Source organism: Oerskovia gallyi, from assembly GCF_014836745.1.
GTDB lineage: Bacteria > Actinomycetota > Actinomycetes > Actinomycetales > Cellulomonadaceae > Oerskovia > Oerskovia paurometabola.
Map to the genome: position 1 here is coordinate 95,710 of NZ_JACSQE010000016.1, position 20,162 is coordinate 115,871.

Annotated in this window: 18 protein-coding genes and 7 tRNA genes; 8 read left to right on the forward strand and 17 right to left on the reverse strand. The window is 72.7% G+C overall.

The features are described from left to right. Positions 1-81 precede the first annotated feature (81 nt). Together H9640_RS17625 and H9640_RS17630 are read right to left on the reverse strand one after the other, a co-directional pair. Positions 82-567, reverse strand: a complete 486-nt coding sequence (locus H9640_RS17625) for a hypothetical protein (RefSeq protein ID WP_191792075.1) — start codon at positions 565-567, stop codon at positions 82-84. A gap of 22 nt (positions 568-589) precedes the next feature. Next, on the reverse strand, positions 590-1,531 hold the full coding sequence (locus H9640_RS17630) for a dihydrofolate reductase family protein (protein ID WP_191792076.1): 942 nt from the start codon (positions 1,529-1,531) through the stop codon (positions 590-592). A 33-nt stretch (positions 1,532-1,564) separates the two neighbouring features. Between H9640_RS17630 and zapE the strand changes: the two genes are divergently transcribed. Next, positions 1,565-2,701 carry a cell division protein ZapE gene (gene zapE / locus H9640_RS17635; RefSeq protein WP_404821905.1) on the forward strand — a complete coding sequence of 379 codons (1,137 nt, stop codon included), beginning with the start codon at positions 1,565-1,567 and terminating at the stop codon, positions 2,699-2,701. Here the strand turns inward: zapE and H9640_RS17640 are convergent. The 4 genes from H9640_RS17640 to H9640_RS17655 all read right to left on the reverse strand — a co-directional run bounded on the left by H9640_RS17640 (position 2,679) and on the right by H9640_RS17655 (position 9,434). Next, positions 2,679-3,626, reverse strand: a complete 948-nt coding sequence (locus H9640_RS17640) for a polyphosphate kinase 2 family protein (RefSeq protein ID WP_191792077.1) — start codon at positions 3,624-3,626, stop codon at positions 2,679-2,681. The genes zapE and H9640_RS17640 overlap by 23 nt on opposite strands. Before the next feature lie 13 nt (positions 3,627-3,639). Further along, entirely contained in the window at positions 3,640-5,340 is a 1,701-nt protein-coding gene (locus H9640_RS17645; RefSeq protein ID WP_191792078.1) for an alpha-amylase family protein, read from the reverse strand. Next, the gene (gene glgX / locus H9640_RS17650; protein ID WP_191792079.1) at positions 5,337-7,610 is read right to left on the reverse strand and encodes a glycogen debranching protein GlgX; all 2,274 of its coding nucleotides are present in this window, start codon (positions 7,608-7,610) and stop codon (positions 5,337-5,339) included. The genes H9640_RS17645 and glgX overlap by 4 nt, the downstream gene beginning before the upstream one ends. A 66-nt stretch (positions 7,611-7,676) precedes the next feature. Next, positions 7,677-9,434: a SulP family inorganic anion transporter gene (locus H9640_RS17655; RefSeq protein WP_191792080.1), complete on the reverse strand. Its 1,758-nt coding sequence runs from the start codon at positions 9,432-9,434 to the stop codon at positions 7,677-7,679. A gap of 286 nt (positions 9,435-9,720) precedes the next feature. On the opposite strand from H9640_RS17655, the gene H9640_RS17660 reads away from it, so the two are divergent. Further along, entirely contained in the window at positions 9,721-9,954 is a 234-nt protein-coding gene (locus H9640_RS17660; protein WP_191792081.1) for a hypothetical protein, read from the forward strand. Positions 9,955-10,035: 81 nt separating this feature from the next. Here the strand turns inward: H9640_RS17660 and H9640_RS17665 are convergent, their stop codons facing one another. The 9 genes from H9640_RS17665 to H9640_RS17705 form a co-directional block, all read right to left on the reverse strand. Continuing rightward, positions 10,036-10,338, reverse strand: coding sequence for a hypothetical protein (locus H9640_RS17665; RefSeq protein ID WP_307824104.1), 303 nt, complete (start codon positions 10,336-10,338; stop codon positions 10,036-10,038). A 37-nt stretch (positions 10,339-10,375) separates the two neighbouring features. Then, positions 10,376-10,699 (reverse strand): DUF2277 domain-containing protein, encoded by a 324-nt coding sequence (locus H9640_RS17670; protein ID WP_191792082.1) that lies wholly within the window; start codon positions 10,697-10,699, stop codon positions 10,376-10,378. A gap of 130 nt (positions 10,700-10,829) precedes the next feature. Beyond that, positions 10,830-11,810 (reverse strand): hypothetical protein, encoded by a 981-nt coding sequence (locus tag H9640_RS17675; RefSeq protein WP_191792083.1) that lies wholly within the window; start codon positions 11,808-11,810, stop codon positions 10,830-10,832. A 373-nt stretch (positions 11,811-12,183) separates the two neighbouring features. Then, positions 12,184-12,258, reverse strand: a tRNA-Val gene (locus tag H9640_RS17680). 47 nt (positions 12,259-12,305) lie between these two features. Next, positions 12,306-12,376: transfer RNA gene (locus H9640_RS17685), tRNA-Cys, on the reverse strand. Positions 12,377-12,409: 33 nt separating this feature from the next. Further along, positions 12,410-12,481: transfer RNA gene (locus tag H9640_RS17690), tRNA-Gly, on the reverse strand. 366 nt (positions 12,482-12,847) lie between these two features. After that, positions 12,848-12,922: transfer RNA gene (locus H9640_RS17695), tRNA-Val, on the reverse strand. Between the two features lie 47 nt (positions 12,923-12,969). Next, positions 12,970-13,040, reverse strand: a tRNA-Cys gene (locus tag H9640_RS17700). Between the two features lie 33 nt (positions 13,041-13,073). Next, positions 13,074-13,145: transfer RNA gene (locus H9640_RS17705), tRNA-Gly, on the reverse strand. 205 nt (positions 13,146-13,350) lie between these two features. Between H9640_RS17705 and H9640_RS17710 the strand changes: the two genes are divergently transcribed. The 3 genes from H9640_RS17710 to H9640_RS17720 all read left to right on the forward strand — a co-directional run bounded on the left by H9640_RS17710 (position 13,351) and on the right by H9640_RS17720 (position 15,747). Continuing rightward, positions 13,351-14,619 carry a chorismate-binding protein gene (locus H9640_RS17710; protein WP_191792084.1) on the forward strand — a complete coding sequence of 423 codons (1,269 nt, stop codon included), beginning with the start codon at positions 13,351-13,353 and terminating at the stop codon, positions 14,617-14,619. Between the two features lie 4 nt (positions 14,620-14,623). Continuing rightward, a complete protein-coding gene (locus tag H9640_RS17715) occupies positions 14,624-15,493 on the forward strand; it encodes an aminotransferase class IV (RefSeq protein ID WP_191792085.1) in 870 nt (289 codons plus the stop codon). 182 nt (positions 15,494-15,675) lie between these two features. Beyond that, positions 15,676-15,747: transfer RNA gene (locus H9640_RS17720), tRNA-Val, on the forward strand. 115 nt (positions 15,748-15,862) lie between these two features. Here the strand turns inward: H9640_RS17720 and H9640_RS17725 are convergent. Further along, complete coding sequence (locus H9640_RS17725) at positions 15,863-17,308, reverse strand: MATE family efflux transporter (protein ID WP_191792086.1); 1,446 nt, start codon at positions 17,306-17,308, stop codon at positions 15,863-15,865. 95 nt (positions 17,309-17,403) lie between these two features. Then, a complete protein-coding gene (locus H9640_RS17730; RefSeq protein WP_191792087.1) occupies positions 17,404-17,850 on the reverse strand; it encodes a MarR family winged helix-turn-helix transcriptional regulator in 447 nt (148 codons plus the stop codon). Positions 17,851-18,080: 230 nt separating this feature from the next. Here H9640_RS17730 and H9640_RS17735 point away from each other — a divergent pair, with 230 nt between their 5' ends. The 3 genes from H9640_RS17735 to H9640_RS17745 all read left to right on the forward strand — a co-directional run. Then, positions 18,081-19,271: a serine hydrolase domain-containing protein gene (locus tag H9640_RS17735; protein ID WP_191792088.1), complete on the forward strand. Its 1,191-nt coding sequence runs from the start codon at positions 18,081-18,083 to the stop codon at positions 19,269-19,271. 28 nt (positions 19,272-19,299) lie between these two features. Then, positions 19,300-19,839, forward strand: a complete 540-nt coding sequence (locus H9640_RS17740) for a LytTR family DNA-binding domain-containing protein (protein ID WP_191792089.1) — start codon at positions 19,300-19,302, stop codon at positions 19,837-19,839. A 10-nt stretch (positions 19,840-19,849) separates the two neighbouring features. Next, the coding region (locus H9640_RS17745; RefSeq protein WP_191792090.1) for a hypothetical protein at positions 19,850-20,162 on the forward strand (313 nt) is incomplete at its 3' end.

Here is a 20,162-nt window from a genome sequence, read left to right on the forward strand (position 1 = left end):
TACGTGCCGCACGCGCCGCGTGCTCCGGGGAGGAGCCCGACGCAGGTCGCGCGGCGCTCGCGCGGTGGTGCCGCGGTGGCGTCAGCCCAGCTCGCTCGTGCCCGAGTACAGGTGCAGCACGGGTACGTGCAGCTCCTCGCGGGCCCGCGAGGCCCAGTCCTGGTGGAACGTGTCCTCGATCGCGTGCGGGTAGGTGACGATCGCGATCTCGCGGACGTCGCCCGCGGCGACGGCGGCGCGCAGCGCGGGCAGCGGGTCGTCCTCGGTCACGGCGCCGTCGGCCTCACGGCCCGCGGCGCGCAGCTCGGCGACGCTCGCGTCGAGCCGCTCCTGGGCGGTGGCGCTGGCCTGGGCGCGCGAGGGCTCCTTGCCGAGCACCTCGTCCCAGGCCTCCTTGAGCTCTCCCACGCTGAGGTGGTCGATGATCGCGGAGACGACGTTGCGCTCGGTGTCGGCGGGCACGAGGACCCGGTAGGCGAGGGTCTCGTCGGGGTGGAGGGACAGGATGTGCTCCACGTCCACGGCGGCGAGGGTGTCTTCGGTCAGGACGAGGATGGTGTCGGTCACGGGACCAGACTAGCGATTGTCGTCACCGCAGCGCCCACCGGGCGACCAGCGTGCCGTCGGCGTGGAGCAGGTGCGCCAGGCGCGGGTGCACGAGCGGGGCGCTCGCGGCGGGGCCGTCGGGGGTCCCCGTCTCGCGCTGGGTGCGGGTTCCGGCGGGCACCGGCGGGAGCCCGCCGACGATGCGCCCCGGCCCGGGCCCCACGAGCACGGGGGTCGTCGTGACGCACAGCTCGTCGAGCAGGTCGCGGGCCAGGAGGTCGGCGAGCAGGTGAGGTCCGCCCTCGCACAGCACCTTGTCGAGGCCTCGCGCAGCCAGGGCGGCGAGCCCGGCACGCAGGTCGGGTCCGGGAGTGGGCGAGGGGAGGTCCCGCGGGGTGCGCGGCGCACCCGGGGGAGCGCCGTCGTCGGGCCCGACGACGAGGATCCGGTCCGCCGGCACGCTCGCCCCCGCGACGCTCGCCCCGTGCTCGCCCGTGATCACCAGCGGCGGCCGGTCGCCCCCGGAGAGCGAGGGGGGCAGGTGCCCGCTGCGCGTGACGACGGCGAGCTCGAGCGGCCCCCGGCCCGCCCGCAGGTGCTCGAGGCCGCGCGGCACGTCGAGCGCGGTGTAGCCCTCGGCGCGGGCCGTGCCCGCCCCGACGAGCACGACGTCCGCCAGGGCCCGCAGCACGCGGAAGACGCGCCAGTCTGCCGCGTCGTTGATGGTGCCCGAGCGGTGGTCGGGCCCCCAGGCCCCGCCGTCGACGCTCGCGACCATGTTCGCGCGCACGTGCGGCCCGGGGGGCGCCGCGTAGAACGCGGCCAGCGCCTCCTCGTCGGGCGCAGGCTCCAGCCGCGTCCCCGCGAGGTGGCCCGAGCTCGCCGGGCCGAGCAGGACGTCCAGGGCGGGCAGGGACGGCGCGCGCGGGCCCGTGCTCGCGGGTGGCGGCGGAGGGGGCGTGGTGACGTCCGACACAGCACTCATCCCGCCAGGCTAGTGCGCGTAGGCTGGATCCTCGTGACTGCTGCGCCTCCCGATCTCGCCGGGAACCCGTCCGACCCGTCGACCCCGCCGCGCGTGCGGGCCCTGGCCGACATCCGGCCCGTCGTGCCGCCCACGCGCCTGCTCGCGGACCTCGTGCCGCCCCGCCACTTCGCGGACGCCCGCTTCTCGACGTACCGGGCGAACCCGGCCTACCCGAGCCAGGGCTCGACCGTCGCGCGTCTCGAGGAGGTCGGTGCGCAGCTCGCGCCGAACGCCTCGGGCAAGGTGCGCCGCGGCCTGTTCGCCAAGCGCAAGGCGGCCCCCGCGATCTACATGGACGGCGGGTTCGGCGTCGGCAAGACGCACCTGCTGACCTCCCTGGCGCACGCGGTGGGCCCCGACGCGGCCTACGGGACGTTCGTCGAGTACACGAACCTCGTGGGCGCGCTGGGGTTCCAGGCCACGGTCGACGCGCTGGCGACCAAGCGCCTGGTCTGCATCGACGAGTTCGAGCTCGACGACCCGGGCGACACCGTCCTCATGTCGCGCCTGCTCCGCGAGCTCGCGGACCGCGGCGTCGCGCTCGCCGCGACGTCCAACACGCTGCCCGGGTCGCTCGGCGAGGGGCGCTTCGCGGCCGAGGACTTCCTGCGCGAGATCCAGGCCATGGCCGCGCGCTTCGAGGTCATGCGCGTCGACGGCGAGGACTACCGCCACCGCGCGGTCGTGACCGAGACGCAGCCGCTGCCCGCGCACCTCGTGGCGCGCGTCGCGGCATCGCACCCGGGCGCGACGCTCGACTCTCTCGACGAGGTCCTCGACCACCTGCGCGGGGTCCACCCGAGCAGGTACGGCGCGATGCTCGACGACGTCACGCTCGTCGCGCTCACGGGCGTGCACCCCGTCACGGAGCAGTCGGCCGCGCTGCGGCTCGTCGTCCTGGTCGACCGCCTGTACGACCGGGACGTCCCGGTGCTGCTCGCGGACGACGCGGTCGGGGCCGACGGCGCTCTTGGAGCTGAAGCCGGGACGAACCGTGCCGCGGTCTCCTCGCTGTTCACCGAGGAGATGCTGCGCGGGGGCTACCGCAAGAAGTACTTCCGGGCGCTGTCCCGCCTGGGCTCGCTCGCCGAGGACGGCCGCGCGCTCACGCGGACTCCAACCGCCTGAGCTCGGTCGCGACGTCGAAGTCGGCGGGCGGCCATCCCAGGTCGAGGCGGCGCAGGGAGTCGAGCACGAGCTCGGAGACCGCGACCCGCGCGAACCACTTGGCGTCCGCGGGGACGACGTACCAGGGGGCGACCTCGGTGTTCGTGCGCTCGATCGCTGCCTGGTAAGCCTCCTGGTACGCGGGCCACTTCAGCCGCGCGTCGATGTCCCCCGGGTTGTACTTCCAGTGCTTCTCGGGGCGCTCGAGCCGTTCGCGCAGACGAGCCTTCTGCTCGTCGAGGGACACGAACAGCGCGACCTTCACGATCGTCGTGCCGGACTCGACGAGGTCGGCCTCGAACGCGTTGATCTGGTCGTAGCGTGCCTCCCAGACCTCGGGCGGTACGAGGTCGTCGACGCGGGCCACGAGCACGTCCTCGTAGTGCGAGCGGTCGAAGACGCCGAGGTAGCCGGGGTCCGGCAGCGCGCGCCGGATGCGCCACAGGAAGTCGTGCCGGCGCTCCTCGGCGGTGGGCACCCCGAAGGACGTGTGCTGGACGCCCTGCGGGTCCACCAGCCCGATCACGTGCCGCACGATCCCGCCCTTGCCTGCGGTGTCCATACCCTGCAGCACGAGCAGGACCGAACGGTTCCCGCCGCTGCGTCCCTCGGCGAACAGCCTCTCCTGCAGCTCGGAGAGCTCGTCGGCGTGCGCGTCGAGGAGCCGTTCGGCGTCCTTGCGTCCCTGCGACCACCCGGGGGTGGCCGCGCGGTCGAACGTCGCGAGGTCGAGTCCCCGGGGAGCACGCAGCGCCTCGACGGGCGGTACCTCCCAGTCGAGCGAGCGCCTGGCGCCCGCCCTGCCGCGTGCGCGGCGCGAGGCGGGGTCGAGCACCGCGCCGGACGGGTGGGGCGGTGCGGCGGGGTCGGACGAGTGCTTTCCCATCCGGCGAGACTAGTCAGCGTGACGTGAGGACGACAGCCGAACGGGCGCCGAGGTGCACCGAGGACCCGCTCGCTGCGACCGGGGGAGAGGCCGGGCCGGGGAACGCGCCGGCCGGACGGACGGCTCGCGCCCCCTCGTCGGGAGGAGGCCACTGCGCGGTCAGGTGCCACGCGCGGCGCGAGGCGGGCAGGAGCGTGGTGCGCGGCTGCGACCCGATGTTGACCGCCGTCACCAGCTTGCCCCGCTGGACCAGGACGACCCCGCTCGGGCCGCGGTGCACCAGGCGGGGCGTGTCGTCGGGGACCGCACGGCGCAGAGCCAGCAGCGTTCTCCACCACGCGTGCAGGCGGGCCGAGACGGGGAGCACCAGGCGTGGGACGAACGCCGAGGCGAGGACGAGCGCCGCGGCGAGGGCGCGGGCGTCGTCGTCGGCGCTGGCGGCGCCGGTGCCGGTGGTGCCGTGGTCACCCTCGTGCCCTGCGGCCGTGCAGGCCGGAGGGGCGAGCCCGACCATGATGCGTTCGGCGTCCGGGACGGTCAGGAGCCTGCTGAGGGAGCCGAACCACGTCGGGTCGGTCTCGCGGGCGCGCACGAGCAGCTCGTGGAACGCGTCCTCGACCTCGTGGACCCACACCTGGCTCAGACCACGGCCGCCCTGCTCGGCGGGGACGAGCAGGCGCGGGTCCCTCGTGTCGCACTCGCCCACGAGCCGGACCGGTCGCTGGTGGGCCGTCGTCGCCGCGTCGGCCGTGCGTGCGACCTCGACGAGGACGTGCACGGGAGAGGCGTCCGCGAGGTCCTGGACCCGGGCGATGCGCAGCACGTCGACGTGGAAGTCGTCGAACCACCGCCGGGCGCTCGACGTGATCCAGTCGTGGACCTCGCGGCTGCCCGCGCGGTCGAGGTTGATCCTGCGCCCGCTCGGCAGGTCGGCCGGCGGCGGCACGGGCTCGTCGGGGACCGGCGGGCCCGTGAGGTATCTGGTCAGCGTCGGCCGCAGCCGCGTCCGCTGGGGCGACAGGTAGGGCGCGAACGACTGGAGGAAGACCGCTCCCGGCGCGGCACGGTGGTAGGCCACGCCGAGGGAGACGCCGAGCCCGCGGGCGTGGGCGGCGTCGACGAAGCGCTGGAGCGCCCGAGGTCCCCCGAACTCCTCGCACACCGTGTACAGGTGCGGGCACACGACCCCCGCCACCGAACCGATCGTGTGCAGCTCGACCACCGCGACGCCCAGGTCGACGAGCTCGTCGAACCGGTCGGCGGCGGCGTCCAGCGTGCCCTCGGGCGTGAACGTCCCGACGTCGATCTCGAGGACCGCGCCCTGGGCCGACGGCCCGGCCCACCTGTCGTCGGTCCAGGCGAAGGTCGGGTCGAACGAGCGGCTCCAGCCCAGCAGGCCGTGCGGCTGACGGGGGCTGCGGGGGTCCGGCAGGGGGCGTCCGCCGTCGACCGAGAAGGCGTAGTCGGTGCCGGGGGCCAGGTCGTCGTCGGCGCTCCACCAGCCCGGGAGGTCCATCCCGACCAGGCGCAGGGGGCGCCGTTCGCTCCGGGTGCCCGTGGGGTCCTGGTCGTCGGGGGTGACCCCGCCCGCGAGCGGGAGGACCACCTCGAGCGTGCGCGCCTGCGGGGCCCACACGACGGGGCGTGGCCCCGGGACCGTGAGCGTCGGCGGTGGGTCGGGCGGCTTGGTGATGTTGCGGTAGCGCGACGTCATGCGGCATGCACCTCGCGGGCCTCCCGGACCAGCAGGACCGTCGCGAACGACGCGACCGTGATCCGGTCGCGGGCGGCGTGCACGGACGGCTCGGGCTCGCCCGGGGACTCGGTGCGCACGAGCGTGCGCCACGACGCGCCGTACGCCGCATCGGGCAGCGTGAAGTCGAGCGGGGAGTCCGAGGCGTTGAGCAGCAGCAGGAACGAGTCGTCGACGATGGGCTCGCCGCGCCGGTCGCGCTCGGGCAGGTCGTCCCCGCCCAGGAAGACCATGACGGACCGTGCGTACCCCTGGTTCCAGTCGGTCGTGTCCATGCGGCTGCCCGAGATGTCGAACCAGTCGATGTCCGGGATCTCGCCGTCGGGCGTGCCGGCCGGGCCCTGGAAGAAGCGGCGGCGGTGGAGCAGGGGGTGCGCCCGCCGGATCCCGACCATGCGACGGGCGAAGGCCAGGAGGTCGCCGCGCTCGTCGTCGAGCCCGTCCGGGCCGCCCCAGTCCATCCAGGTGATCTCGTTGTCCTGGCAGTAGCCGTTGTTGTTGCCGTGCTGCGTGCGCCCGATCTCGTCCCCGTGCGAGAGCATGGGGACCCCTTGGGACAGGAGCAGCGTCGCGAGGAAGTTCCGCCGCTGGCGCGCCCGCAGCGCGCGGACCTCGGGGTCGTCGGTGGGGCCCTCGACGCCGCAGTTCCACGACCGGTTGTGGTTCTCTCCGTCGGCCCCGCCCTCGCCGTTGGCCTCGTTGTGCTTCTCGTCGTAGGAGACCAGGTCGGTCAGCGTGAAGCCGTCGTGGGCCGTGACGAAGTTGATCGACGCGATGGGCTTGCGGCCCGTGTGCTCGTACAGGTCGGAGGAGCCCGTGAGGCGGCTCGCGAACTCCGGCAGCATCGCGGGCTCGCCGCGCCAGAAGTCGCGCACGGTGTCGCGGTACCGCCCGTTCCACTCGGTCCACAGGGGAGGGAAGCCGCCCACCTGGTAGCCGCCGTCACCCAGGTCCCAGGGCTCGGCGATGAGCTTGACCTGGGACACGACCGGGTCCTGCTGGACGATGTCGAAGAACGCCGAGAGCCGGTCCACCTCGTGGAACTGCCTGGCCAGGGTCGCCGCGAGGTCGAACCGGAACCCGTCGACGTGCATCTCGGTGACCCAGTAGCGCAGCGAGTCCATGATGAGCTGGAGCACGTGGGGCGAGCGCATGAGCAGCGAGTTGCCCGTGCCGGTCGTGTCGAAGTAGTGGGCCTCGTCGCCGTCGACCAGCCGGTAGTAGGCCGCGTTGTCGATCCCGCGGAAGGACAGCGTGGGCCCCAGGTGGTTGCCCTCGGCCGTGTGGTTGTAGACCACGTCGAGGATGACCTCGATGTCGGCCTCGTGGAGCGCCTTGACCATGGCCTTGAACTCCATGACCTGCTGGCCGCGCGTGCCGTAGGCCGTGTAGCCGTTGTGGGGCGCGAAGAACCCGATGGTGTTGTAGCCCCAGTAGTTCGACAGACCCTTGGCGACGAGCCCCGGGTCGTTCACGAACTGGTGCACGGGCATGAGCTCGACCGCCGTGACCCCGAGCGCCGTGAGGTGCTCGATCACGGCCGGGTGCGCCATGCCCGCGTACGTGCCGCGGAGCTCGTCGGGCACGTCGGGGTGGCGCATCGTCATGCCCCGCACGTGCGCCTCGTAGATGACCGAGTCGTGGTAGTCGTGCTGGGGCGGACGGTCGTGGCCCCAGTCGAAGAACGGGTTCACCACGACCGAGAGCATGGTGTGACCCAGCGAGTCCTCGGTGTTGGTCGGGACCCCAGGGTCCGAGGCCGCCGACGGGGTGGGGGGCGCGGCAGTGTCCTGGTCGTCGTCCGGCTCGTCCGTCGCCGCGTCCGGGGAGAGCGGATCGCCCGAGGCCGCGGCGCCGTCGGGTACCTCGCCGAAGCGGTACGAGAACAGCGACTCGTCGCCGTCGACCTGCCCGTCGATGGCCTTGGCGTACGGGTCGACGAGGAGCTTCGACGGGTTGCACCGCAGGCCCGACGCCGGGTCGTACGGGCCGTGGACGCGGTAGCCGTAGCGGGTGCCCGGGCCGAGCCCGGGCAGGTAGACGTGCCAGACGTGCGCGTCGACGTCCTCCAGGACGACGCGCGTCTCCAGCGGGCGCCCCTCCGCGTCGGTCTCGTCGCCGATCAGGCACAGCTCGATTCTCTCGGCGACCTCGGAGAAGAGCGCGAAGTTGGTGCCCGTCCCGTCGAAGGTCGCGCCCAACGGATACGGTCGCCCTGGCCAGGTCTGCATAGGTCGACCTTTTCATCCCGCGGGCGTGTTGTCGCCCACGGCACGCTCCCGCGGGTGTGCGGCGGCTCACGCCCCGGCGGACGGACCGGGGGGAACGGGCGGAGCGCCCGGGGCCGCCGGCGGCGCGACCGCGTCCTCGACCGTGCGCACCACACGCCCCTGCGCCTCGGTCTCCCGGAACCAGCCGGAGCTGCGCAGCCGCCCGACGAGCGCCGGGTCGACCTCCGCGAGGACCAGGCGGCAGTCGTGCGCGGCGAGCTCGTCGTCGAGCCCCTCGAGCTCGTCGACGACGGTCGAGGACACCCAGTCCATCGCGCTCGCGTCGAGGACGACGGTCCGGGCGCTCGCGGCCTGGACGAGCGCGAGGACGCGCTCGAGGGTCGGGCGGACGTTGGCCGTGTAGAGCATCGACCGCAGGCGCAGCACGAGGGGGTCGCCGGTCGTCGGGCTGCCGGTCGGTGCCGCGCGCTCGGCCCGCACCGGGGGGTCGGCCTCGCTCGTCACGTGCCAGCCGCCCGGACCGCGCGTCAGCACCTCGACTTGGGGGCGGTCGAGGTCGCGCAGCACGATGAACAGGGTCAGGAGCACCCCGGCGGCCACGCCGGCCAGCAGGCCCGAGACGAGTCCGACGAGCGTGGTCGCGACGGCGATCCACAGCTCGGAGACGTCGAACCGGGTCAGGGCGCGGAACTCGCGGACGTCGACGAGGCCGAGCGTGGCCACGAGCACGACGGCGCCGAGGGTCGCCTCCGGCATGTGGTCCAGGACGGGAGCGAGGAACAGCGCCACGAGGACCGCGAGCAGCGCGGTCACGACGCTCACGAGCTGGCTGCGCGCCCCGGCGCGTTGGGCGACGGCCGACTGGCTGAACCCGCCGGCTGCGGGGATGACCGCCGTGAACCCGCCCACGAGGCTCGCGGCCCCGACCGCGAGGAGCTCCTGGTCGGGGTCGACCCGTGCCTCCTTGCGGCTGCGGACCTCGCGCGCGACGGCCACCGACTCGAGGAACGCCATGATCGCGATGGCGGCGGCGGCGGGCAGCAGGTGGGGAACGTCGCCGAGGCGGGGCACGACGACCGCGGGCAGCCCGGCGGGGATGGGCGAGACGAGGGACACGCCGCGTTCGGTGATGCCGCCGAACGCCGAGGCGAGGATCCCGCCGACCACCACCAGGAGGGGAGCGGGCAGGCGGGGCCAGGCCCGGCCGATGCCCACGAGCGCGGCGAGCGAGACGAGCGAGAGGAGCACGGTCGTGCCGTTGACGTCCGAGAGCGCGTGGGCCGCCGCGCGGACCTCGGGCAGGAAGCCGTGCCCGTGGAGCGTCTCGTCGGCGCCGAGCAGCTTGGGGACCTGCCCCACGGCGACGGTCAGGCCGACGCTCGCCTTGATGCCGGTGAGCGTCGCATGGCTGATGTTCTCGACGAGGGACCCGAGCCGCAGCAGGCGCGCGGCGAGCAGGATCGCCCCGACCAGCACGGTCAGGGTGGCCAGGGCGCGGATCCGCACCTCGGAGTCGCCGCCCCCGCTGACCGTCGAGAGTCCGACGAGCGACGTCGCCACGAGGGTCGCGATGGTCGAGGTGGTCGACATGCTCAGGGCGCGGGACCCGCCGAGCGCGGCGTAGACGACCATCGGCAGCATGCACGTGTAGAGGCCGTACTGGACGGGGAGGTCCGCGATCGTCGCGTAAGCCATGGCCTGGGGCACGACCACGGCCCCGGCGGTCAGGCCGGCCAGGACGTCGGTGCGCAGCCAGGCAAGGTGGTAGCCGCGCAGCGTGGGGAAGAGGCCGGGGAACGAGCGCGACCGTGCGGGCTCCGTCATGGCCCGAGTATCGCCCGCGACGCGGGGAAGCGCGCCTCGGCGCCCGTGCCCGACGACGTCGCTCGCCGTCGTCGGGCTGCGTGAGGCCTGGTGGGACGGGCGCCGGGTCTCCTGGGGGACCGGACGGGCGCGGGAACCTCACCGTCCATAATAGTGTGCCAAGCGCGGACGATCTACGGGAGCCCGGCCGGCGGGCGGCTCACCGCCTCTGCCCTGACGGCCCGAGGCCGGCCCGACATCGGCGCGGGATCGTGCAACGGGCCGCCGGACCTGCTAGACCGGAGGTATGAGCAGCACGAGCGAGCACCGCACGTCCGACGCGGTCGACCTGAACGAGAGCGACGTCTCGTCCGCACGCATCTCTCCCCGCACCCGCTTCCGGCTCGAGGACGAGGCGGACGCCGACGTCCGCGAGGGCGGGGACGCCTCGAAGGCCCCGCACTCGCTCTCCGAGGCGGAACGGCAGCCGAGCGACGGCATGTCGAGCGGACGGTCCTGGGACGACCCCGACGAGCTCTGACCCGTCGAGGCTGGTCTCCTGGGTCCGCCGGCCTGCGAGGCATTGCCGGCGAGACACGCGCGCGACGCGGGGGAGCGGCCGTCAGTCGAGCGTGGGCAGCCGGTCCCGGTCGACCGCGACGAGACGCGGCATGCCCGCGGGGGCGACCTTGCTCAGCGCGACGTAGCGCGCCTCCGCGCGGTGGAGCCGGATGTGCTCGTCGAGCGACCAGTCCGGGCCGTTCGTGAGCTGCATCCCGCACGAGCAGTCGATCGTGACACGACCCTCGGCCGTGCGGCCGACCTGGCCGATGGTGACGTGCGACGTGCGCGCCTCGGCCTTGGCGCGGCGCATCGAGGCGCTGACCGGCTCGGCGGTGACGGGTTCGTTGACGCGGGAGTCCACCCGACGAGCCTAGACGCTGCCGGGCGCGCGGACGGAATCAGTGCTCGTGGGCCAGCCCCAGGGCGTGCGCGCGTTCGTGCTCGGCCTCGGCGGCCTCGCGGGCGGCGATCCGCGCGCGCACCTCGGCCCGACGCAGCGGCGGCACCGTGCTCGGCGGCTGGCGACGTTCGGGCAGGTCCGCGAGGAGCCTCGTGACGGTCGCAGCGATCTCGGCGACGGCGACGTCGATCGGACCCCGGGTCGAGGTGCTGACCGTCTGGACACCGGCGACCTTGCGGACGAACTGGAGGGCCGCAGCCTGGATCTCCTCGTCGGTCGCCCGAGGCTCGAGCCCGCGCAGGGCGGTGATGTTTCGACACATGCTCCCGACGCTACGACCCGCCCGCCGCACCTTCAAGAGGCTGGAGCGCGCCGCCGTCGGGCTGCACGACGCACCGGGGCCCTCACCCCCTGAGGCCGCCCCGTGGGAAGACGGCCCCAGGGGGACGGGATCACGTCGCCGGCACGTGCTTCTCGATGAACGCGGCGATCGCCGTCTGCTCGGAGGCGACCGCTGCGAGGTCGGGCTTGAACGGCCGGCCGTCGAAGTAGCGCGGCTGGCTGCCCTCCGGGCCGTGGCAGGCATCGATCGACGTCCGCCACTTCTCGGCGTGCTCACGCCACTCGACGCGGTCCACGAGCGCGGGCTCGGTGAACCAGACGTTCCACGTCAGCAGGTTGCCCGGCGCGAGCAGGTTCCCCGAGGACAGGTTGAACACGTACATCACGAGCTCGTTGAAGTCGTCGACGAGATCGTCACCCGTGAGGGCGACGGGCGCGATCTCCGCCGCCAGGTTCGCGACGGCCCAGGCCGTGTCGTGGTGCTGGGCGAAGGGTGGGATCGGGAACCAGTCCGTCTGGCCCGAGCGCCCGGGAAGGACCGGCTCGGACGGCTCGCCGTGGCGGTGGATGGGCACGCGGATGGCGTGCTCCTTGTCGGCGGGGAACGGTCGACCGGTCGTCGAGAAGAAGTCCCACAGGAGCTGGACGAGGGGGCTCTGCACGGCGCTCGGGCTGAACCAGATCTTGCCCTCGACCGTCAGGTCGGCCGCGACCGTCCTGCTCGGCTCGTCGACCCACCCACGCTGCCCCGTCACGGAGACCTCGATGTTGAGCGTCCCGAACGACGGCGAGCACGTCCCCTGCTGCGGGCAGATGACCGAGTACACCCGTCCCGTGCTCGTGTACCCGACCCGCGAGATGTCCGGGGCGAACATCTGGAACGCGCGGGAGTCGGGCGTCCCCAGGACGGTCTCCCAGCTGAACTCGGGCCACAGGACCGCCTGCTGTCGATCGAGCAGGTCGATGTTCGCCATGTTCTCGAGCAGCGGCAACGACGTGAGGTCGGGATCGGGGTAGGCGAAGGCGGGGTCCGACTCGACGAACCCGCCGACCCATCCCGGCGGGACGGGCGTGCTCTGGTCAGGTGTCACGTTCTGCTCCTCGGTAGCTCGACTCGTCCGGGCGACGCCCTGCCGACCGGACCTGAGGAAGGTCCTTCCTCAGGCAGTGCCCCCACGTGCGGCCGTGGATCGCCCAGCGTGCCCTTCCCGGTGGGTGGCCCGCGCTCGGCGCTTCGGTGCTTCGGTGCTGGAGTCGTGCCCTGGCGTCGTCGACAGGTGTGCTCCGCGTCACACCGTCCCACGGGTGGCCGTGCTGCGCGCGGGGGAGGGGCCGGGGCTCGGATGCTGGCGGGCCAGAGCCTCGGCGGGTGCGACGAGCGACGGTGGGCGTCCGTGGTGGGCCGACACCCGTGACGGCACAGGCATGAGAAAAGGCCGTCCCGGTGGGGGGACGGCCTTCGTGTGGTGGGCGATACTGGGATCGAACCAGTGACCTCTTCCGTGTCAGGGAAGCGCGCTACCGCTGCGCCAATCGCCCAGGGCCGGTCTGCGAGAGAACAGCGCAAGGGGTACTGCTGTGCTGAGAGGTGGAGATGGGATTCGAACCCACGTGCACGGCTTTGCAGGCCGCTGCCTCGCCTCTCGGCCACTCCACCAGGTCGAACCCGACAGGTCCGAGGACCTATCCGAGCGGACGACGGGATTCGAACCCGCGACCCTCACCTTGGCAAGGTGATGCTCTACCACTGAGCCACGTCCGCGCGACCGACCTCGACCGGATCTCTCCGGCGTTTTTCGGCGCGTCACAGACTCTAGCCGACAGATGGGGCAAGAGTCCAAATAGCCCCAGGTGAGAGGGGTGGAGGGCGTAGTTTCGCCCGCCGCGGGCCCGCCGCGGGCCCGTCGAGGGGCGAAGGGGCGTCCGGGGGGCACGGTCGAGCTCGCCCGGCGCGAACCTGCCGCGGGAGGCCAGCAGGTTCGCGAGATGAGTGGTTGCGTCCGAGACGGGCCTCCGGGGTTGTGTCGCGGACGCCTGTCTCGGACGGAAGCACCCATCTCACGTCGACGGGGAACGCCATGGTCCGGGCATGAGAAAAGGCCGTCCCGGTGGGGGGACGGCCTTCGTGTGGTGGGCGATACTGGGATCGAACCAGTGACCTCTTCCGTGTCAGGGAAGCGCGCTACCGCTGCGCCAATCGCCCAGGGCCGGTCTGCGAGAGAACAGCGCAAGGGGTACTGCTGTGCTGAGAGGTGGAGATGGGATTCGAACCCACGTGCACGGCTTTGCAGGCCGCTGCCTCGCCTCTCGGCCACTCCACCAGGTCGAACCCGACAGGTCCGAGGACCTATCCGAGCGGACGACGGGATTCGAACCCGCGACCCTCACCTTGGCAAGGTGATGCTCTACCACTGAGCCACGTCCGCGCGACCGACCTCGACCGGATCTCTCCGGCGTTTTTCGGCGCGTCACAGACTTTAGTGGACCGAAGCGCCGGGCGTCCAACCGGACGGGCCGCCCCTCCGAGGATCGGTAGCGTTGTCACGTGCCAGCTCAGCGATGCCAGAACCCCAGGACCCGCGAAGTTCCGCGGCTTCCTGACGATCCGTCGGTGCGGGGCAGGTGGGGCGAATGAGTCGCGGGTCACGCTTCGAGGCCCCGCGCGAGGCGGACGAACGGCCCGCACCCCGGCCCTCTGACCTGCACGGGGACCACGAGACGGCCCGTGCGGCCCGTACTCCGAGCACAGCCCGGCCGACCGGCCTCGCCGTCGACGCACCTGCCGTCACCGGGGCCGGCTTCGCATCGTTCGCCGGCCGTCACGGCGCAGGCGTCGTCGAGTGCATCGACCTCGCTGTCGACTCCGCACGCCTGGCGGAGGGGCTCTGGTTCGTCGTCGCCGACTTCGAGGACCCCGCGCACGGTGGTCGGGCCCGCGCGTGGCGCTTCGCTCACTACGGGAGGACCGAGGCCGACCTGCCCGCGGACGCGACGCCGTCGGGCGGGGAGGGCGCCTGGTGCGGGCCTGCGCCCGACGCCTGGCGCAGCTCGCTGTCCCGCGAGGAATACCAGGCCGCCGTGGCGGCCGTCCGCCACGCCGTGCACGAGGGGGACGTCTACCAGGCGAACATCTGCCGCGTCCTGGCCGCGCCCCTGCCCGCAGGGGACCGCGAGCCCGACGCCCGGGCGCTCGCCCGCATCCTCGCGGCCGGCAACCCCGCCCCGTACGCGGGCGCGATCCAGGTTCCCGCGGCGAGCGGCGTCGACCCCGTGTGGGTCGTGACGGCCTCGCCCGAGCTGTTCCTGCGGCTCGAGGACGGCGTGCTGTCGTCGGGGCCCATCAAGGGCACCGCGCCCACGGTCGACGGCCTGCGCGAGAAGGACCGCACCGAGAACGTCATGATCACCGACCTGGTGCGCAACGACCTGCAGCGCGTGAGCGCACCGGGCTCGGTCGAGGTCACCGACCTCCTGGCCGTCGAGGCGCACCCGGGCCTCGTGCACCTGGTCTCGCGCGTACAGGGGCGCGTGACCGTGGACGAGGACGCTCCGGGCGGCCTGTGGGGGCAGGTGCTCGATGCGACGTTCCCGCCCGCGTCGGTGTCGGGGGCGCCCAAGTCGTCGGCGCTGCGGATCATCCGCGAGCTCGAACGCGGACCCCGCGGCCCGTATTGCGGGGCGGTCGGCTGGATCGACGGCGCCACGGGCGAGGCCGAGCTCGCCGTCGGCATCCGGACGTTCTGGTGGGCCGACGACGAGCTGAGGTTCGGGACCGGGGCAGGCATCACGTGGGGCAGCGACCCCGTCGAGGAGTGGGAGGAGACCGAGCTCAAGGCCGCGCGGCTCGTCGCGCTCGCGTCGGGCAGGTCTGCGGCGACGGGCGAGCCTGCGGCAGACTGAGGTCATGTCGATCGTCGTGTGGGTGGATGGGTCCTTCGTCGAGCCGCGGGAGCGGGCGCTGAGCGCGCTCGACCACGGGGTGACCGTGGGGGACGGGATCTTCGAGACGTGCGCCGTGTACGGCGGTCAGGCGTTCGCGCTGACCCGCCACCTGCGGCGACTGGGCCGGTCCGCGGCCGGCATGGGCCTGCCCGCGCCGGACGAGGCGCGCATCCGCGACGGCGTCGCGCAGGTCCTGGCCGCCGCAGGGGAGAGCGCGGGGCGCCTGCGCATCACGGTCACGGGCGGGTTCGGGCCCATGGGGTCGGGGCGTGAGGACGGCGAGGAGACCATCGTGATCGCCGCGGGTCCCGCGTCGCCCGGCCCGACCTCGCGGGCCGTGCGCTCGCCCTGGGTGCGCAACGAGCGCTCGGCCGTGGCCGGGCTCAAGACGACCTCGTACGCCGAGAACGTGGTCGCGCTCGCCGACGCGGTCGCGCGCGGGGGAGACGAGGCGATCCTCGCCAACACCGTGGGCGAGCTGTGCGAGGGCACGGGTGCGAACGTCCTCGTCGAGGTCGGCGGCGAGCTCGTGACGCCCCCGCTGTCGTCGGGCTGCCTCGCGGGCATCACGCGCGAGCTCCTCCTCGAGTGGGCCGCGGAGGACGGGCTGCCCGTCCGCGAGGCCGCGCTCCCCTTCTCGGTCCTCGACCGGGTCGTGGCTCCAGGGCCCGACGACGGAGCCTCCTCCGGCGTGGGCCTCGCCCTCGCGGGGAGCGTGCGCAACATCCAGCCCGTGGTCGCGCTCGACGGCGCCCCCGTGCGCGCCGGGGAGCTGTCGCTCGCGGCGCGCGAGCTGTTCGACCGGCGTCGGCGGGAGCGCATGGACCCGTGACGGGAGGGTCGACGGGCTGGTGAGGCCCGGAATCCAGCCGCTGCGGACCCCGCAGCGCTACGCTGGGGGAGTCCCGTCGCGACGGGCCGGGAGGCCGCTCCGGAGGCCAGTTCGCGATCTGGGTCGAAATACGGCTAATATCTTCCAGGACGCACGGCCGGACCGGAAGGTTCAGTCGCAGCGGGCGATTGGCGCAGTGGTAGCGCGCTTCGTTCACACCGAAGAGGTCACTGGTTCGAACCCAGTATCGCCCACCGAAGGAGAAGGCCCCCGATCAGCGGAAACGCTGGCCGGGGGCCTTCTGCGTCGCGGGATGTCCACGACGGGTCTCTCCCGCGGCCGACGGTTCACGCCCAGGCGGAGACCCGGTCAGGCCGCAGCGGGTGCGAGCGACTGCTCGGCGCGCTCTGCGCTGCCGGTGGCGAGCCCGCGATCGATCGCCGGGCGGGACACGAGCCACATCACGACGGCGACGAGGAGCACGGCCGACTCGGAGACCGTCAGCGACCAGACGATGCCCGAGAGCCCGAACCAGAGGTTCCCGAGGATGACGATCGGGATGAAGAGGACGCCCTGCGCCAACGAGATCACGATCGCCGGGGTCGCGCGCCCCGTGGCCTGGAAGAGCGAGGTGAGGAGCCCTGTGAACCCGTTCATGACCATCGCGACGAGCTGCGCCGTGAGGATCGTGACGCCGATCGTGAGCATCGAGCGGTCGGCCGAGAACGCGGAGAACAGGGGCTCACGGAAGGCGAGCACGGTCGCCGCCGAGACCAGCGAGATGCCGCCCACCGCGAGCGCGGAGACTCGCACGGCCGAGTGGAGGCGGTTCCGGTCGCCCTTGCCGTACGCGTAGGCGAGCAGCGGGAGGACGCCGAGCGTGACGCCCATGACGAGGAACTCGGGCACCTGTGCGATGCGGACTGCGACGCCCATGGCCCCGAGCGCGCTGTCGCCGTAGGCGACGGCGAGGTTGTTGAGCACCAGGGACGTCACGATCAGGAAGGACGCCTGGAGCAGCTCGCTCACACCGACGCCGAAGACGGGCTTGAGCACGGCGGGCGAGAGCGTGAACCACCGCGGAGCGAGGCTCATGTGCTCGCTGTTGCGGTGCAGCCAGAGGGCGAAGTAGGCGACGAGGCCGAGGTTCGACAGGCCCATCGCGACCGCTGCGCCGGCGACGCCCTGGTGCAGCACGAGGATGAGCAGGACGTCGAGCACGACGTTGGCGATCGTGGAGCCGATGAGGCCGATCATCACCTGGCGGGCGGCACCCTCGGCGCGCACGAGCTGTTCGAGGCAGAACGCCGCGGTCAGCACCGGCACGAAGGCGAGCATGACGCCCACGTAGGCCTTCGTCGCGGGCGCGGCGGCGGCGTCCGCGCCGAGAAGGGACACGAGGGGGTGCAGCAGGAGCAGGCCGAGGCCGCCGACGACGGCCCCGGCGATCACCGATCCCCAGACGGCGAACGACGAGACGTGCTTGATCTCGTCGGTCCGTCCCGGGTCGCGGTCCACCGCGCCGAGCATCCGGGAGACGAGCGCGCCGCCGCCGACGCCGAACACGCCGCCGATCGCCATGACGAGCCCGAGCAGCGGCGTGCCGAGCGTGACCGCCGCGAGCAGTGCGCTGTCGTGCAACGAGCCGATGAATCCGGCGTTGACGACGTTGTAGACGGCGCCGACGATCATCGCGGCCGCCATGGGCACGCACAGGTGTACCAGGGCGCGGACGACGGGCGCGGACGCGAGGTACCAGTGGTTGGTGCCGACGTCGTCCGTCGGCACCGTGGGTTCGAGGGTGCGGGAGGTCATGACGGCTCCTTTCGGGCAGGTTCGAGCGCGCGGCGGCGGACGCCGACGCGGCGGGTTGGACGGGGTGGTCGGTGAGGGGCGCAGCGCCCCTCCGGCTACGAGCGGGTGGGTTGCGGCAGCTCTGCGGTGATCTTCGTGAGCAGGGCGAGCAGGGTGGCCCGTTCCTCGGGGGTCAACGGGGCGAGGATCGTCTCGTCGGCCTCGGCCATCGCGACGTCGAAGCCGGCGATGAGCTCGGTCCCCGCCGGTGTCGCGAAGACACGCTTGCGGCGTTCGTCACCGCTCTGCGTGCGGCGCTCGATGAGACCGCGGCGCTCGAGCCCCTGCAGGAGGCTTGAGACGCTCGCCGCGCTGGTCCGGCTGACCGTTGCGATGTCGCGCTGGATCGCACCGGGGTTCTGCACCAGGTACCCGAGCACGAAGGCCTGCTCGTGGCTGAGATCGCGCTCGCGGATCCACTCCTCGCCGACCTTGCGCTGAGCCCATCCGATCCAACGGACGAGCTCGAGGCTGCTGGTGAGTCCGATGCCCTGTTCGCTCATGGTTAGAACGCTAATGGTTTGAGACCTAACTGTCAACCATCGAAGTAACGGTCGGCACGGTTCCCGCCAGCGTCGGTAGCCCGGACGGTGACCTCTCCCCGACGACCACTCAGCCCGCCTCGACGACCTCTCGGCCCGAGCCCGTTCCCCGGCGCCCTGCCCCCTCCGTACGTTCGCCGTGTCACCGAGCGCTCCACCGGGAACGCTCGACGAGCGCACGAGGAGAAGTCATGAGACGGCACGGGAAGATCGCCTGGGGGATCACCGGGGGCGTCACGGCGCTGCTCCTGGCCGGAGCAGGGGCGCTGGCCTACGCGAACCGTCCGCTGTCGCGGGCACAGGTCGACCAGGCCGTCGAGGAGCGGCTGCGCACCGCGGTCGAGGAGGAACCGACGCTCTCCAGTGCGCTGCTCACGGTGTACTCGGGGCCGCAGGACCGCCTCCTGCAGTACGCGGTCGGCACCGAGCGGTCAGGCAGTCTCGTCCCTGCGCGGACCGACAGCCCGTACCACTCGGCGAGCGTGGGCAAGACGATGCTCGCGACCGTCTACGGGCAGCTCGTCGACGAGGGCACGCTCACGTTCGACGACCCGGTCGCGCCCTGGCTGGACGCCGAGACGCTCGACGGACTGTTCGTGGTCGACGGCACCGATCACGCGTCCGAGGTGACGGTGGGGCAGCTCCTGTCGCACACGTCGGGCGCCGCCGACTACTTCGAAGGGCCGGTGACCTCGGGCACGCCGGTCCTGGAGCAGGTCGCGGCCGACCCCGACCACCTCTTCACGCCCCAGGAGCTCATCGCGTTCTCGCGCGACCACCAAGAACCGGTCGGCGCTCCGGGTGAGACGTTCGCGTACTCCGACACCGGCTATGTGCTGCTGGGCCTCGCGCTCGAGCGCATCGAGGGAGCGCCCTACGCGCAGGTCCTCGACGACCGCCTGTTCACCCCGCTCGGCATGGCCGACAGCTATCTCCTGTCCGAGTTCGGTGAGGGTACCGACATCCTGTCCCTGACGGCCGACGGCGTCGACATCAGTCGGCGGAACGCGCTCTCGGTCGACTGGGCGGGCGGGGGAGTGGTGACCACGATGGACGACCTGCTGCTCTTCCTGCGGGCTCTGACGGGCAACGACCTCGTCTCGGAGGAGACGCTCGCAGGCCTGACGACCTTCGAGCACGACCTCGACAAGGGCATCGGCTACGGCATGGGCGTGATGCAGCTCCGCTTCTCGGAGCTCTCACCGCTCCTGTTCGCGATGTCCGACGTGCACGGCGCGGTCGGCGCCACCGGGACGTACGCGCTGTACGATCCGAGCGGCGACACGTACTACATCGCGAACTTCGGCTCGCTCGACTACCGCCAGAAGGCGATCGAGGAGCTCGTGCAGGTCCGGTTGCTGGTCGACCGGCTGCAGGACTAGTGGGTCCACGACGGGGCGAGGACGATCCATGGTGCAGCTGGTCTGCTCACCGGCGGTGGGTGAGAGGCTCCGTCGGGAGCTCGCCGCGGTCGGGATCCCCGCGGACGGCGACGGATGGGCCCTCGTCGAGCGCGGCTTCGACGTCCCCACGGGCAGACCCGCCGTGATCTTCGACCCGCTCGACCACGTCGAGGTCGTGCGGACGCTCGCGCCAGGGCTGCGAGACGCGGCCACGGGCCCGCCACGCATGCTCACGGGCCAGAACGGGACGTCGTTCACGGTCATCGCCCCGCGCGAGGTCCGCTACTTCGAGGCCGCTGCCGAGGGCATCGTCGCGTGCACCGCCACCGGCCGCTACCGGGTGCGCGAGACGCTGGCGCACTACGAGTCGGCCTGGGCCGGGCTGGGGTTCCTCCGCGTGAACAAGTCACAGCTCGCGAACCTCCTGCACGTGACCGAGATCGTGCCCTGGTTCAACTCGCGCTACGTGCTCCGGCTGACCAGCGGCACCGAGCTGGAAGTGTCCAAGACCTACGCGAAGCGCCTGCGCAGCGCGCTGAAGATGTGAGGAGGGACGCATGAACTTCCGGAACGTCGTGAACTCGTTCTTCCTCGGCCTCGGGATCGGCGTCGTGATGCTCGTCGCGAACGCCGGCGCGGGGGACCCGGGGATGTGGGCGCTCACGGTGCTGGCCAGCGGTGGCATCGGGCTGCTCGTGGGGCTGGTCACCGAGTGGCTCACGTCGCTGCTGCCGATTCGCCTCGCTCGCCCCCGAACGTACTTCCTCCTCAACGGGCTCATCGCGCTCGTGACGACGGCCGCGATCATGCTGGGCCTCGTGGGGCTGGCCGCCGGGACGGGCTGGGGTTCCGGGTCGCAGGGCGGTGCAC